We start from the raw sequence: 16384 nt of genomic DNA, 5'->3' as shown, positions 1-16384 counted from the left end.
TCTTCCTTAATTTATGATGAACGCATAAAGCGATCATACCACAGCGTAAATACGATTATCGAAAAAACCCTGTCCGCCCCGGAAACCAGGGTATGGGGCCCGACGTTGTCGGCCGATATGCCACGGACAAGCCCGGCAAAGACATCCGGGTTTATAATGCCCTGACGGACCACCATGTCGCCGCGCACCACCTGCTGAATGGACTCGGGCAGCCGTTCCGGCTCCGCCAGCCAGCGAGCCATGGGAATAGTAAAGGGTTTTTTCCGGCGAAAAGCGGTAGCCCGGTCCAGGACGCCGAAACGGTCAAAGGCCCGGCGGCAGACGACTTTCTCCATGCCGGCGGCGATATCCACTTTCAGATGCAGGGGCAGCCGGGCGGCGAATTCAGCCAGCCGGTAATCCAGAAAAGGCGTGCGCGTTTCCAGGGAGTGGCGCATGGAAAGTTTGTCGAGCCGCAGGGCCACATAATCCGGCAGTCGGGACCGGCATTCAAAGGCAATGGCTGCGTTCACCGGATTTCCGTCCGGATCGATATCGGGCAACGCGTCCGACGGGAAAGCGGCATTGCCGCCATCACTTCCCAGGAGCCGGCGCAGGGCCGCACCGTCAAACAGGAGCTCGCTCTGAATATAGCGCCTGGCCGGATCGTTCTCCCGGACGGCCAGATAGGGCTTCAGCTCCGGGTATTCCTCGTCCAGCCGTTGCCGATCGTCCGGGCCAAGGGCGGGATAGGCATGGGCCGCCGCCTCGATCAGAAATTTGCGGTATCCGGCGAAGATTTCGTCGGCCCCTTCACCGCTGACCACCACCTTCAGATGATTTCCGGCCAGTTCGCAGACCTGGTCAGTGGGCAGAATGGTCCCCAGACAAAGGGGCTCTTCGATTGCCTCGACAATGTCGGGCAGACGATCCAGCATCTGCCGATCGCAGGAGCGGACCATATGTTCGCACCCGGAAAACCGCTTCCGGCCGGCGGCCAGAAACGCCCGCACATCATCCAGTTCATCATAGTCCGGTTCGGCGAAGGAGATGGTAAACAACCGCACCGGGCCGGTCAGGTCCGCCGTGTAAGCGGCCACGGCCGAAGAATCGATGCCGCCACTGACCAGGGCGCCCACCGGTACGTCCGAGCGCAGCCGGATCCGAACCGCGTCGGAAAAAATCTCGTAAAAGATTTCCTCCGCCGCCGCTTCCGTCATGGCCGGTTCCGGCCGGTCCGGCCGGTAGTTCCAGTAGCGGCGAACCTCGTACTGACCGCTGCACAGGTCGTAGACCAGGAAGCTGGCCGGCGGCAGCCGCCGCACGCCTTCAAACAGGGTCTGTTCACCCGGCACATAGCGATAGGTAAAATAGGTGGCAAGACGCGACCGGTTGAGCCGGGCCGGCCGAAGGCTGCCGGCCAGCAGGGGTTTGATCTCCGAGGCAAAAACCAAGTTGCCTTCATATTCCGTGTAATAGAGGGGCTTGACGCCGAAGCGGTCCCGGAACAGCACCACCTGCCGCCGGACCGGGTCGTAAATGGCGCCGGCGTACATCCCGTTGAGCGAGTTGAGGAAGTCGACGCCGTTCCGGCGATACAGATGAAGGGCCGCCTCGATGTCCCCGCTGGTGACAAACGCCTGGCCCGGCAGTTCCTGTCTTAACTCGATATAATTATAGACCTGTCCGTTGCAGACAATGGCGGTGCCGTCTTCCGGACAGACAATGGGCTGCATGCCGGTGGCCAGATCGATGATGGACAACCGGACCAGCCCCAGGCCCGCCCGGCGGCCGGCGGCCGCGAAAACCTGTTCCCGCTGATCATCTGGCCCGCGGTGGCGCTGGAGCCCGCCCATCCGCTCCAGGCGGGCCAGTATTTCTTTCCCGTCCAGGGAAGCTGAAATGATGCCGCTGATTCCGCACATAACCGGTTCTCATATCACCATGCCGCAAGAAAAAACATGGCGGGGGAAAACAAGCCCTCCCCCGCCATGAAACAATAAGCGCCGAATTGATTATTCCAGGGTGTTGATAAAGCAGGTGCCTCCGGAAGACGAGCCCTCTTTTCCTTCATCCTCGATCACGTCCATGGGCCGGGGCGGGGAATCCTTATCGGCATCGGCCAGCGCTTCCGCCGGCGAAACCAGCGCCCGGGCCTCCTCCCTGATTTTGTCCATGGCCACGGCCAGAAGCACGCCCGGATTTTTCAGCGTGGCCTGAGAGCTGGCGGGGAACCGCAGGACCACCCCTTTCTGCCTGGCCTTCACCCAGTAGCCGTAGCCCGACATCATCATGCCGGCCTCGACATAGGCGCCGTCGACCCATTCCCACAGTCGCAGATCAATATAAGGGTTGGAGTCGCCCAGATCGCCGATCCGGGTGGGGCCGGAGACGATATCGCAGTTGCCGCCGCCGCCGTAGACCACCACCTCCACGTCCTCCCAGCGGTAATTCCGGTCGTTGGGAGGGCCGATCATGTTCCAGCCGTTATCGGTATCGTCATAAAATTTCAGCGGCACATCCACGTCCTCGGTTACGGTCACCGGCACGCCCGTAAGATCGACGGTCAGGCCGTTTCTGGCCAGAAACCAGGCGGCCTGGCCGGGATAAACGCTGAATGAGGGATATTCCTGATAGGCGCCGTTGTTCTCGGTGTCATAGGTGCCGATACGATAATAACGGGTATTGTACCCGCCGACCAGGTCGTCGCCGATCACGCCCGCGGCGCTTGCATCCCCGCTGATATAATGATGGAAAGACCGCATCTGAAAATCCCGGGCCCGGTTCCCCGGCGGAATGGGCGGCAGCTCCACCGTCTCCTCCTGGCCGATAATAAACACGTTGTTTTCCTGCTCATCCCTGTCGGACCAGGAGAAAACACCGCTGCCCGCATCCCGGTAAGCGACGACCCATTGATACGCCACGCCGGTAGCCAGGAGATCGACGGGCAGAGAATATTCCGTCAGATCACTGGACGAAAGGTGATCAAAAAATTCCGGGTAATCCTGGCAGCCGAAGGTGTTCCGGCCCGCCAGCCCGATGCGCCAGTAGCTTTCCACGTGGCTGTCCCCGTCAGGATCATAAAAAGCACTGCCCCGCAGGGCAACCGGATTGCCCGGAGCGAACCGTTGAGAAGGCAACGGATAGACATACTGGGGCTGGCTCGCCGGCAGGTTGTCGATGTTGGTTACGCCCACGTCATCGGGATCGAGTCCGTTATAGTCCGGGTCGTCGCTGACACCCGGAGCAGTGATCACCGTATAGGGCACATTCCCGGCGGTCCCGTTGTCCTGACCGGTGACGGTAACGGACTGGGGAACATTCCAGTTGACGGGAGTAAAGATCAACTCCTGGGGAGACACGATGCCGACGCCGGTGTCGGAACTGGACAGGGAAACATTCACCGGCGCCGCGGGCTGACAGGTCAGCACCACCGTGAAGGTGTCGCTGCCGCCGAACCGGGAGGTCATCAGGCCTGAGGTCGGGGTAACCCGGAAGCCCGGGCCGTCATTGTCATTGTTGACGACGCCGACATCGGCTCCGTCCAGCCCGTTATAATCGCTGGCGTTACTGACCGCCGGGCCGAGAACGACCGTGTAGGGGATATCCCCGTCGTTTAAGCTGTCGTCAACGCCTTTCACGGTGACAATCCGGGGGGTATACCAGTTGGTCGGCGTAAACGTCAGCGAAGCGGGTGAAACCGTACCTTCGCTGGTATCCGAACTGGACAGGGGGATGGTCACGTCGGCCGCCGGCGGGCTGTTAAGTACCACCGTAAAGGTGGCCCCGGAGCCGTCTTCACCGGTAACCAGGCCCTCGGTAGGAACCACCGTGATGCCGGGGATATAGACGGGGGGCACCGGAGTGGAAAGGTAATATTCGTAACAGCCGATATCGATCCCCATCCCCTGGGGCCGCGTTGTTCCGTCCAGGTCTTCGGGATTCTCCGAACCGACGGCCGCGTCAATACAGGGAGAACCAGCCGTTAAATGATAGTTGGTGCCCGACGCGGGATCAACATACAGGGGATCCAGGGCCAGATCGTTCGCCCCGGAAACAACGCCGTTGTAGTCAACGCCGTTTCCGAACAGATCATTATAATCAATGTAGGGGTCAAGTGTGCCGGACAAGTTATAACCGTAAATACCCGTGCCGCAGTTGGTGATGATGTTGTACTGGATGCTCGGCGACATAGTCCCGAGATCCGGATTGTTTAACTCTATTCCGTAACTCATCCCCCGGTCGATCGTGTTATGGAAGATCGTGGGAGAGACGTTGGTCGTGGAGCCCATGGCTTGGACGACAATCCCCCGGCCCATGTTTTCCGATTGCCCGAAAATCAGGTTGTTGACGATCCAGGGAGAAGAAGAAAAAATAGAACCGAAGGACGAAACCTCAATCCCGTCCGGGTTGTTGTAAATCCGGTTCCGGTTCACCGTGGTGGCGCTGTCGCATTCATACAAAACAATACCGTAACTCAAGTTGTCATGGACATTGCACCGGGTGATAACGACGCCTGACCCGAATTCGACATAGATGCCGTCAAGGGAGGCATTGCGCACCTCAAAATCACTGAACAGAACGTTGTTGCAGGCGTACATATAAACGGCGGTATCCCAGAAGGCGAGATCTCCGCTGGCATCAATGATGGTGCCGCCGCCGGGAGCGCCCAGAATGGAGGAGTTGGACATGAAAAATTGCAGGGTATCATCGGGTTCGCCATTGAGTGCACTGTAAACACCCGCCGCCACGTAAATGATATTGTTGTCCGTGTCCTCCAGCGTGCTGGCCGCGTAATGGAGGGTCTTCCAGGGACCGTCAGGCGGAACATTCAGCGGGGAATAGGCGGCCAACCCATTATTGGCGTCGTCACCGTTGGCGATGTCCACATAGTATGAAGTGGCCCCCGGTCCCGCCGCCGCCATCAGAACGGCCGGCACGGCCAGCAGGGCCAGAATTATGGTTAATATAATCAGTCGGGTTGTTTTCATGACGTTCATCTCCTGCTATTTGATCATTTTATTGGTCCGTTCATTTCCGGGGCGCCCCTGTTTACGGATGGGACGGCACATCCGGCAGTTGGGGAACCGGCGGGCGGGGCCTCATCTCCCGGTCCGGATCATCACCGGCTTCGTCCGGTCCGGCGTCTTCAATGGCATCCGGAAAGGGCTTGCGGGGTCCGGGCCTGAATTGCGACTGGTCAATATCTCCGCCCGTCAGGTATTCCATGCTGCCGCCGTCCGGGACATAACCGCCTTCCTCACCGCCCTGGCCGCCGCCCTCTCCACCGCCTGAAGACAACAGGTCCAGCTTCTTTAGGAGCTTCATGATTTCTTCCTCGGAAATATCCACCGGCCTGCCCATGATTTCTCCCAGCACGGTCACCAGTTGCTGGAATGAGGTGACCAGGACCGGTTCCTCCAGGGGGTGAGCCGGGTCGAGTATTTCCAGAACCGTGTTGCCCAGGGCCGTAATCACCGTCTTCTTGCCCTGCTGGCTGATTTCCAGGATAAAGTCCGACCCGCGGACGCCCACCACGGACGACTCGGTTTTGACGTTGAACTGGGAATGATGGTAGTCGGACATTTTCTTGACCATGAAACGGGCTTTCCCGGCCGCCATATTGAGAAAAGAGAGCCGGCTCTTGGAATCAGGATCGAAAATGCTTTTATCGATGGCCAGCTTGGTGTCGGCAGCCAGGACCAGGTTGCTGCCGTCATTGAAGGCCAGCTCAAGGTGCCCGTCATGGGCGGTATAAAGGGTGTCCCCATTATACAGGTTCATTCCATTGCTGACCGCGTAGCCGTGGTCTTCCTTTTCATGCTGAACCACCACTTTGCCACGGGCCTGCCTGGCGACCCCCACGCTCTGTCCGGGGCCCGGCCGATAGGTCTGCTCAATGGTTAGATTTTCCGGGATGACGCTGTCCTGGGCGGCCGAAGCGCGCCTGACGTCACTGACCAGAATGACGGCCATAAACGCCAGCAGGACCGGCAAAAAAACGAACGCATATTTATTATTTTTAAAAGCTGTCATGGCGGTAAACTCCTGAATATTAGAGTTGGAATGTGCAGAAAACTTTGACGGCGTTGCTTTCGTATTCGAAGCTTTCATTATACCGGGTAACGTCGTCTATGTTCGAATTGTTTTTCGTGTATTCGTAGCCGATATGAGCCGCGATCATCTCGTTGATGATATTCCGGGACAGCAGAACATTGCCGGTATATTTGGTATCATCCCGTTTTTTGCCGTAAACAGAGTTGGCATGGTCATACTGCTGGACTTCGCATTCTCCGCACAGGCCGAGGTAAACCTTCCACCATGTCCTGAACGTGGCCACCAGTTCGGTGGAGACGGTATCATAGTCGTAGTCGTCACTGTCGGCGGATTTGACTTCGTAGCCGACTCCGGCCCGAAGCGCTCCCCGTTCCTCCGGCAGGGCGTACTGGCACCTGAAAAATATTTCGTTGGCATAACCGTCCTGATCGGAATCGTACATGTTGTTATCCCGCTGATGGTTATAGGAAAATTCCGTCAGAAAACGGTCGAATTCACGGCTGATGGTGGTGGTGATCTCGTTCCGGCACAGATAGCTTTCCGAATCCAGCCAGTAGTAATCGGGGTTGTAGGAAATGGCAAAGGTGTAATCTTGCAGCCGGTACCGGGCATAAAGATCAAACAGACTGGCGGTTAAATCGTATTCATCCAGATCGTCGTGAAGGGTGCAGTATTGGCCATATCCCGCCCCCATGACCAGCGTATCGGTCTTGATGAGGTCATAGGTGCCGAAGACATAGCCGCTGAAAAAATGATCGCCTTCATCCGCATAAAGATCATTCTCATCAATCGGTTCCAGGGCGATATTGTCGTCATATTCCCAGCCCAGTTTGGCCGTCAGGGAATACCGACGCGCTTCCCGCTCCATCTGGGGAATTTTTTCCAGAAGAGCGGCGGCGGACTGCCGCAACTCACTCTCCCCGGCATTCTGCTGAACCCGGGTCAGCCGCTCCCTGGCCGAGGCCAGATCACCGAGCTTGATATCGCAGAGGCCGGCGTGATAGTCGGCATTATAACGGACGGGAGTTTCCAGGCCGGCGGCCCGGTTCAAATGCGTCAGGGCCGGCTGGTATTTCTCCTGTTTATAGAGGGACAGGCCGGCATAATATTGGGCCAAAACGTTGCCGGGTTCGGATACGGTCAGGGCCTCAAACAGTTTTCCGGCGGCGGCATAATCATTCAGCTTGTAATTGACATAGGCCCAGTTATAGGCCAGATCGGGCAGCCCCTTGCCCGCCTGGGCGGCCTTTTCCAGATAGACGGCGGCCCGGGAATAGTCTTCTTTCTGCAGGCACACCTTTCCCATATAATAATTGTAGTATGGATTACCGCCGTCAGCGGAAAGGGCCTGCTGGAAATGATTTTCCGCGGCCTGATAGTCCCCGTTCTCAAAGGCGAAAACGCCCAGCGTAAACTGGCTCTGCCCCTTGTCCCGGGCATCCCGGGCCAGCCCGGGCAGTGTCCATACCGCCAGCAGCACAACCAGCAGCAGACAGACGAAAAGAATTCGATTTTTAGCCATGGCCACCCCCATCATTCATTATTAAATTAGCGCGACAGCGCGTCGTTTACCAGACACAGTCATATCTATTCAGGCCAGACCACTCTCCCGCGAACGGCTTTTTATGGTTTCCGGGTATGATGTTGAGCGGGCTTTTTGGGAAAACGGCCGACGGCAATCCGATTGCCGTCGCAAAAAGATGCCTGCCCCCTCCATGGCGATCCCGGAGAGAAAAAATGACCGTTCACGGCGCTTCAATTCTAAAAATATGTTTGTCCCTTATTATCGACAACCTATAACAGGGCCGAGGTTATGAGTCAATATGTTTCATCCCGACCGGGTCAGGACGATCGGCCGGCAACGGTCATTTGCTTTGTGGCGGATTCGCTTTTTTTACCCTGAAAAAACACTCCAGGCGCCCTAAAAAAAATTGAAGTCCGGCCTCCCCTGATGTATGGTAAGGAAACAACGAATGCGGCCGACGGATCGGCCTGCGAAATAGAAATTACAGCGAAATCAACGGCATGGATGCCTGGCGAACGACTGTTTCTTCCTTTTTATTCAGCCGGGATGCGTATCAGCGACCCGTCATTCCCCTTTTACTGGTTTTCGCCGCCGGAATCCTGTGCGGGGAATGGATTTATTTGCCGCCACCGCTGGCAGTCCTTCTGATCGGCATCTGCCTGTTCGGAACGGCGTGGTCCATCCTCCGGGCGCGGGCGGCCGCGGTGGTTCCGCTTCTTCTTTTCTTCTTTCTGGGCTGGTTCTGTATCACCGGTTTCTCTTTTCCGACATTCCCGGATCATCATGTCAGCCGCTTTGCCGGGGAAACGTCCTGGGACATTACCGGCGCCATCCTGGAAGAGCCGGTGGCCGGACCGGAACGGCGCCATTTCGTATTGCAGGTCCACTGCCTTGACAGCGGCCGGAGACAAATCCCGGTCGTCGGCCGCCTGCGGGTTACCGTCTTTGGCGCCGGCGGTCCGGAACTTCCCTGCGGTGCGCTCATCCGCTTTCGAAGCCGCATTCGTGGAGTCGACAACTTCAAGAATCCCGGCGGCTTTGATTATAAGCGGTTTCTGTCTTTCCAGAAAATTTTCGATCTGGCCTACACCGACGGCGACAAGGTCGAGGTTCTCTCCTCCGGCCGTTTCTCCGGCTTATGGCCGTTGGTCGAGATGATCCGCGGAAAAATCGCGGGGGAAATCGAGAAAAGCGGCGCCGGTCCACCGGTAGCGATATTAAAAGCCCTGGTTATCGGCCGCCAGACGGATATCTCCCCGGACCTGCGGGAAGCGTTCAGCCGGGCCGGGGTGGCCCATCTGCTGGCCATATCCGGGATGCAGGTGGCGGTGGTGGCCGGTCTTGTCTTTTTTCTCCTGGCCAGAGGGCTTGCCTTCATTCCCGCTCTGACCTGGCGAGGATGGGTCAGAAAAGTCGCGGCCGCCGGCACGCTGCCGTGCGTAGTCGCCTATGGATTGCTGGCCGGCCTGTCCCCTTCCACCCAGCGGGCGACGGTCATGGCGGTCGTCTTTCTGGCGGCCATCCTGGCGGGCAGGCGGCATCAGCTCATGAACACCCTGGCGCTGGCGGCCCTGGCCATTCTGGCCGCGTATCCGCCGGCCCTCTATTCCATTTCCTTTCAGCTCTCATTTGCCTCGGTGTTTTTTATCGTGGCCGGCATGAATACCATGAAAGACCGGCTCACCGTCCTGCCGAACAAATGGGTCAGGAGAGGAACGGGGTTCGTGCTGGTTTCATTCCTGGCCATTATCGGTACCACGCCCCTGACCGCTTACCATTTCAATCAGGTGTCCTGGGTCGGCCTGCTGGCCAATTGCGTCATGATCCCCCTGGTGGAACTCGTGGCCGTGCCGCTGGGTCTGGGCGGGGCGGCCCTGTGCGGTCTGGCCCCGGATCTTTCCCAGATGATCTTCAAGGCCGGCGGCCTGCTTCTCCGCCTGGGGTGCTTCTTCACGGAAAAGGTCGCCTCCCTGCCGGGCGCTGCTTTTCACACGGTGACACCGAGTCCTTTTGAAATCGGTTGTTATTACGCCCTGGTCGGCGCGGCGGGAATCCTGTTGAGACAGAAACCGGTCCCTTCCGCCGGGCCGGGTCAGGAGGAAACGGCCCCCAAAAAATCGATGACCAGAGCCGCGTTGGCGCTGACCGTCATCGCCGCCGCCGGCCTGATCGCGGACATCGGCTGGTGGATCAACCGGCGCTTTCTCCATGACGAACTGCGGATAACGGTCCTGGACGTGGGGCAGGGCAACGCCGCCCTGGCGGAACTTCCCGGCGGTAAATGCCTGCTGATCGACGGCGGCGGTTTTACCGGCCGTTCCGTTTTTGACACCGGTAAAATGATCATAGCGCCATTTCTATGGCGCCACAAAATCGGGACCGTGGATACGCTGATCCTGACCCATCCGGACACGGATCATCTGTCCGGCCTGATTTATATCGCCGACCATTTTCATGTCCGGACGGTATGGTCCGGCGGTGAACCGGCGGATACGGACCATTACCGCCAGTTTATGGAAATCATCCGGGAAAAAGGGATTGAAAAGTTCGACCTGACCCGGACGGGAAAAGCCCGCGTCATCAACGGCGTTTGTTTTGAATTCCTGTATCCGCCCGATGACTTCATGCGCCGCAGGCAAACCCAGCCCTGGCGGAATACCAATAACAACAGCCTGGTGACGCGGATCAGCCGGGGACGGATTTCTTTTCTCTTTCCCGGCGACCTGATGGAAGAAGGCGAACGGGAACTGACGGCCCTGGCCGGGGGCCGCCTGGCCAGCACGGTACTGATGGCGCCCCACCACGGCAGCAAAACATCCGGCACGGCCTTCTTTCTTTCCCGCGTAAATCCGGAAATCGTTGTTATTTCCACCGGGCGGCAGAATCGTTTCGGATACCCTTCCGCGGACGCCCTGAAGCGGTATATAGCGACCGGAGCGGATATTTACCGCACCGATCTTCAGGGCGCCGTGACGATGACAACCGGCGGGACCGATCTGGCCATAGCCACTGCCTGCGGGCGTCCGCCGGATTTTTTTCGATCATCGTTGTTTATCACCCGATAACTTGCTATAACGACCGGAAACATCCCGCATGGCCCTTACAACGTAATTGTCGCTTTTCATAAAGAAGAACAGGCTGACAGGGAGGACTCCATGGCATTGACATTCCGGAAATCCGTTTGCGACCTGATCCGCGTGCGGCAATCCGCCAGAACGCACACCGGTGACCCCATTCCGCCCGGTGTGCTGGCCGAGCTCACTGATGACTGCGCCCGTCTGAAGCGGGGTCTTGCGGAAGAACCGGCCCGTTTTACCATCATTGAAAAGCCCTTTGTCAAAGGAGCCAAAGTCCGGCTGGGCAACTATGGCCTGCAGAAGAATCCCCGCTATTTTTTTGCCGGCGCCGTAAAAAAATCGGAAATGGCCCGCCAGAGTTACGGCTATCTGATGGAACAACTGGTCCTCAAGGCCACCGAGCTCGGGCTGGGGACCTGCTGGCTCGGATTCTTCGACCGCAAATTCTTTGAAGATTTTCAGACGGCCCCCGACGAACTGTTCCCGGCCGCCTGCACCGTTGGCCATGCCGCGGACCGGCGGCTGTTTGAGAAAATCAGCCGGGCGGCCATCCGGGCGGACCAGCGGAAAAACCCGGAGACGCTTTTTTTCGAGGGGGGGTTCAGCGTTCCCTTGTCACTGCCCGCGAAAGACCCTTACCGGGAAGCCCTGGAAATGGTCCGGCTGGCGCCCTCCTCCGGCAACTCCCAGCCCTGGCGGGTGGTCAGGGACAAGGACGGATCCGTCTATCATTTTTACCTGCACAAGGCCAAGGCCCTCTATTTCCGGGCGGGCCTGCATCATATCGACCTGGGAATCGCCATGTGCCATTTTGAACTGGCGGCAAAAGAGCTGGGTCTGCCCGGCGCCTGGCGATATCAGGAGCCGGTCCTGGCCAGCCTGCCGCCGGACACATTCTATACCATGAGCTGGATCGGCGCCTGAAACCCGGGCCCGATCAAAATGATTAACATTATTAATCTTAAGGAGGAAAAGAGGCCATGCCGCGAAATTGCCGCAACCTGCCGCGCCTGCTGATTGCGCCCGCCCTGACGATAATGATGTTTCTGTCCGGCGGTTGCGCCGCTATCACGAATTATTACGGGCTCAAAGATATTTCCGTGGAGGAACTGAAGGCAACGTATGCCAATGCCGAATCGGAATTTATTCCCGTCAACAACATGATGGTTCATGTGCGCGACGAGGGCGCAGGCCCGGTGCTGGTGCTCCTTCACGGCGCCCTGTCTTCGCTCCATACCTGGGACGAGTGGGTACCCGTCCTGTCACAGGACTACCGGGTGATCCGCATGGACCTGCCGGCATTCGGCCTGACCGGCCTGCCCGGGGACGGCTCAGCGGCGTTCAGTCCGGATCTGGTTAAGGATACGGTCATCAAGGTACTGGAAAACCGGCAGGTCACGTCCGCCACGTTTATCGGCAATTCCCTGGGCGGCTATATCAGCTGGCGCCTGGCCGTGGATCGTCCTGACCTGGTGAACCGGGTGGTCCTCATTGACGCCGTATCGTTCCCGCAGCAATGGACGTGGATAGTCAAGGCGCCCACCTGGTTCCCCTTGCGGCAACTGGCCCCGTTGATTACGCCCCGTTACACGATCGCCATCGGCATTTACCAGGCTTACGGGGACGATGGCCGGGTGGCGCCGGGGACCATTGAACGCTATCACCGGCTGCTGCTGCGGGAGGGCAACCGGGACGCCATGCTTGAGGCGCTGGACTGGGTCATATCAACCGAAAAGCCCTTCGGTTCGGAACCGGAAGCCGGGATTCGTGATGTCCGGCAGCCGTTGATGACCATGTGGGGCGGAAAAGACACCTGGATTCCCTACGATCCAGTCGGCAAGCAGTGGCAGGCGGCCTATCCCGACGCGACCCACGCGGTCTACCCGGACGCGGGCCATGTCCCCATGGAGGAAATTCCGTCCCGGACGCTGATGGACCTGCTGACCTTTCTCCAGGCCACGGACCCGGAACCGGCGTCAATACGAGGGAGCCGATGAGCCGGATTGCTGCAGCTGATACAGCTGAAAATAATATCCTTTTCTGTTCATCAGTTCCTCATGGGCGCCGGACTCGATGATGCGGCCGCGATAAAGCACCAGAATGACGGTGGCGTCCCGGACAGTGGACAGCCGGTGGGCGATGATGATGGCGGTCCGGTCCCGGGTCAGATTGGCCAGGGCCTGCCGGATCATCCGGTCCGTTTCCAGATCGATATAGGAAGTGGCTTCATCAAAAATAATCAGGTCGGGATCATTGGCCAGGGCCCGGGCGATGGACAGCAACTGCCGCTGACCGCTGGAAAAAGCGCTTCCCTTCTGGGTTACCGGGGCATTGACGCCCCCCTCCAGGCCATTGACCAGTGACCGGCAGCGGGCCATGTCGATGATCGCTTCCAGATCCCGGTCGCTTATGTCCGTTCTCCCGAAAGCGATATTGTCGCGGATGGTGCCGGTGAACAGGAACGGGTCCTGGGATACCAGGCCCGTCCGGCTCCGCAGAACCGAAGAAGGGATCCGCCGGATATCCGTGTCGTTGATCAGAACGCGGCCCTGGTTGACGTCATAAAACCGGAGTATCAGATTGGCGATCGATGTCTTCCCGGCGCCCGTGGGCCCGACAAGGGCCACGGTCTGCCCCCGTTCCACCGAAAAAGAGATATCGGTTAACACCGGCTCGTCCGGCTGGTAGGCAAACGAAACATTCTCCAGACGGACCCGGTGAATACGAAAATCCGGCGCCGGCCCTGGCGCTTCCGCTTCCGGTGCCGGCTGCGGCAGACGGCTGTCCGTGTCCAGCACCAGGAAAATCCGCTCCGCCGATGAAATGGCGTTCTGGGTGATGTTGAATTTTTCGGCCATGTCCCGCAGGGGCCGGAAAAACATTTTGATGTAGCTGATGAACGCCGCCAGCACGCCGATGGTCATGGTCTCGGAAAGAACCCCCCGCCCCCCGAAATAGATGATAACAGCCAGGGACACGGCCCAGAGCATATCGATGACCGGCATGAAAACGGCAAAAACATGAATCTGCCGGATCCCGGCCAGATAATGGTCCCGGTTGATGGCCTGAAACCGCCGGTAGTTGTCGGTGGTCCGGGAAAAAAGCTGAAGAACGCTCATGCCTTCGATGGTTTCCGATGTCCTGGCGTTGATCTCGGCGATTTTTACCCGCATCCGTCGGTACGGTTCCCGGGCCGCGGTGGCAAAGTAGGTCGCCGCCAGGGCCACCAGCGGAATGACCATCAAACAGGCCAGGGCCAGTTGCCAGGAGAGCATCATCATCACCACGATAATACCGAAGATCAGAAACAGATCGTTGAACACGAAGGTGATGACCGAGGTGAACATTTCGTGCATGTTCTGAATGTCGTTGGTGGCCCGGGTCACCAGCCGTCCCACGGGATTGCGGGAAAAATATTCCAGGCTCTGGTCCTGAATATGGGTAAACACCTTCAGGCGCAGGTGGTGCATGGTTTTCTGCCCGGCGTATTCCATGACCAGGACCTGGGCGGCGTTGAGAAAAAACAGCGCCAGGGCGATGACCAGGATCAGGCCGGCGGCCAGGGCCGTCCGGGTCAGGTCGGATTCCCGCAGCACGCGGATATCCGCCGGGTTCATCTCCCGCAGCCGATCCGGGTGGATCAGGGCGGATGCCTGATCGATATCCGTGAACAGGGGGCGGTAGGCGTTGACGATTTCCCTCTGTCGCGGCGTATCCAGGGCGATGCGCACATACCGGTCCGGTGGGCCGGTTTCCGCCGCTTCCCGGGGAACAATGTAGCGGTCAATGGCGGTTTTGATGATCAGGGGCGCGGCCAGATCCAGCAGGGTGACCAGAATGATGATGACCACGGCGCCGCCAATGATGAGAAGCTGGGGCCGGATAAAGGGGTAGAGCCGCGCCAGCAGCCGCAGATCCCTTTTCCGTTCCGGTTGCTTTTCCCGGAAGGCGTCGGCCCGGCTATTCATCGCGTCTCTCCTCCAGCTGCTGGATACGCCAGGCCTCGGCATAGTAACCCTTCAGGCGCAACAGTTCCTCATGATCGCCGTGCTCGGTGATCCGTCCGTCCCGCAGCACCACGATCGATTCGGCAAACCGGGCCAGGGACGGGCGGTGGGAAATGAGCAGCACGGTTTTCCCCCGGGTGACCTGCCGCAGGGCAGCCAGGATTTCATCGGCCGTTTCCGGATCCACCTGGCTGACCGGATCGTCCAGGATCAGAACCGGCGCGGCGTGATAAAAGGCCCGGGCCAGGGCCACGCGTTGTTTCTGTCCGCCGGAAAGGATGACCCCCTTTTCTCCGGTAAGGGTGTCAAATCCGCCGGGAAAGGCGCGGATCGTCTTGTACAGCCCGGCGTCGCGGCAGGCCGCCACCAGTCTCGGGTCATCGTCCGGCACGGCGTCATCGAAGGTAATGTTCTCCTTGATGGTCGCGGAAAACAAAAACGGCTCCTGGGGCATGAAGGCGATCAGGCGCCGCAGGTCATCCGTCCGGATATGACGGATATCCCGGCCGTCGATGCGGACAGCGCCGTGGTCCGGGTCGTATTTCCTGGCCAGAAGACCCGCCAGGGTGGTTTTGCCGCTGCCGGGAGGGCCGAGGACAAAGGTCGTTTTACCCGCCGGCAAGGTCAGGCCGATGTCCTTCAGGGCGGGAGCGGTCGCGCCGGGATAGATAAAGGAAACCCGATCAAGGACGATTTCCCGGTTTACGCCGGCGATGGAAACCGCGTCCGGCCCGTCGGTGATGCCCGGCACCGCGGCCAGCACCTGGTTGATCCGATCCAGGGAGGCCCGCCCGCGCTGGACCAGATTGGTGACCCAGCCCAGGGCCATCATGGGCCAGGTCAGCAGGCCCAGGTAACTGATGAAGGCCACGAAATCGCCGGGCGTGATGACGGCGGTAATGGCCTGACGGCCGCCCAGGCAGAGAACAATGGCCGTGCTGGTATTGGCGAAAAAGACCATCAGGGGGAAAAAGGCGCCGGTGACCCGGGCCAGGCCCATGTTCTTCCGGATATACCGTTCGGAAACGGTTTGAAACAGTGCCGTTTCCGCGTTCTGCCGGGCAAACGCCTTAATAACGCGGATGCCCGAAAACCGTTCCCGGACGATTTCCGTCATATCGGAAAAGGCGGCCTGGACCTCCTGATACATCCGGTGCATCTTGCGGCCGAACAGCCGGGTAAAAATGACGATCAGGGGCATGGGAATGAGACTGTACAGGGTCAGATGGACGTTGATATAGGCCATGAACCCGATGGCGGCCGTTCCCAGGAAGACGGCGTCGGTCAGGGCCACCAGCCCGAAACCGCTGGCCATCCGGATATGGTTAATGTCGTTGGTGACCCGCGCCATCAGATCGCCGGTACTGGTGCGGTCGAAATAGGCGGCGTCCAGGGTCTGTAGATGAAAAAAGACCCGGTCCCGCAGGTCCTGTTCGATCTTCCGGGAAGCGCCGATGAGACAGCGACGCCAGGCATAGCGGAAAACGGCGATAACCGACGCCATCAGCAGGATGAGCAGGGCGTACTCCAGCAGTTTTCCGGCATCCGGGGTCAGGCCGGCCAGATCGTCGATGGCATGCTTGGTGACCCGGGGAATCAGCAGCTGCAGGATATCCACCACCACCAGGCTGACGACCCCGGCGGCAATAAGGACGATATTTTCCTTTAACAGGCTTCTGGCGCTGGTTTGAGACAATGAAACAATCGATTCAGACAGAGGGTTTAAAGTTTAGATTCAT

The 16384-nt window shown here is 58.9% G+C and carries 9 protein-coding genes; 3 read left to right on the top strand and 6 right to left on the bottom strand.

Annotation, left to right across the window (positions count from 1 at the left end; genetic code table 11):
* Positions 1 to 11: 11 nt before the first annotated feature.
* The 4 genes from asnB to AB1724_03945 all read right to left on the bottom strand — a co-directional run bounded on the left by asnB (position 12) and on the right by AB1724_03945 (position 7558).
* Entirely contained in the window at positions 12 to 1904 is a 1893-nt protein-coding gene (gene asnB, locus AB1724_03960; GenBank protein MEW6076947.1) for an asparagine synthase (glutamine-hydrolyzing), read from the bottom strand.
* 90 nt (positions 1905 to 1994) lie between these two features.
* Positions 1995 to 4970 (bottom strand): right-handed parallel beta-helix repeat-containing protein, encoded by a 2976-nt coding sequence (locus AB1724_03955; protein MEW6076946.1) that lies wholly within the window; start codon positions 4968 to 4970, stop codon positions 1995 to 1997.
* Between the two features lie 61 nt (positions 4971 to 5031).
* Positions 5032 to 6015: a FecR family protein gene (locus AB1724_03950; protein ID MEW6076945.1), complete on the bottom strand. Its 984-nt coding sequence runs from the start codon at positions 6013 to 6015 to the stop codon at positions 5032 to 5034.
* Positions 6016 to 6034: 19 nt separating this feature from the next.
* Entirely contained in the window at positions 6035 to 7558 is a 1524-nt protein-coding gene (locus AB1724_03945; protein ID MEW6076944.1) for a tetratricopeptide repeat protein, read from the bottom strand.
* Between the two features lie 503 nt (positions 7559 to 8061).
* Here AB1724_03945 and AB1724_03940 point away from each other — a divergent pair.
* From AB1724_03940 to AB1724_03930, 3 genes are all read left to right on the top strand, one after another.
* Positions 8062 to 10626, top strand: a complete 2565-nt coding sequence (locus AB1724_03940) for a ComEC/Rec2 family competence protein (protein ID MEW6076943.1) — start codon at positions 8062 to 8064, stop codon at positions 10624 to 10626.
* Between the two features lie 90 nt (positions 10627 to 10716).
* Complete coding sequence (locus AB1724_03935) at positions 10717 to 11562, top strand: nitroreductase family protein (GenBank protein ID MEW6076942.1); 846 nt, start codon at positions 10717 to 10719, stop codon at positions 11560 to 11562.
* A 56-nt stretch (positions 11563 to 11618) separates the two neighbouring features.
* Positions 11619 to 12635: an alpha/beta hydrolase gene (locus AB1724_03930; protein MEW6076941.1), complete on the top strand. Its 1017-nt coding sequence runs from the start codon at positions 11619 to 11621 to the stop codon at positions 12633 to 12635.
* Here the strand turns inward: AB1724_03930 and AB1724_03925 are convergent.
* On the bottom strand, positions 12615 to 14606 hold the full coding sequence (locus AB1724_03925) for an ABC transporter ATP-binding protein (GenBank protein MEW6076940.1): 1992 nt from the start codon (positions 14604 to 14606) through the stop codon (positions 12615 to 12617). The two genes, AB1724_03930 and AB1724_03925, sit on opposite strands and share 21 nt — an antisense overlap.
* A complete protein-coding gene (locus AB1724_03920) occupies positions 14599 to 16341 on the bottom strand; it encodes an ABC transporter ATP-binding protein (GenBank protein MEW6076939.1) in 1743 nt (580 codons plus the stop codon). Before AB1724_03920 ends, AB1724_03925 begins: the two co-directional genes overlap by 8 nt.
* Between the last annotated feature and the right edge of the window lie 43 nt (positions 16342 to 16384).

This window comes from Thermodesulfobacteriota bacterium (genome assembly GCA_040753795.1).
Taxonomy (GTDB): domain Bacteria; phylum Desulfobacterota; class Desulfobacteria; order Desulfobacterales; family Desulfosudaceae; genus JBFMDX01.
This window is presented reverse-complemented; position numbering and strand designations above follow the sequence as displayed.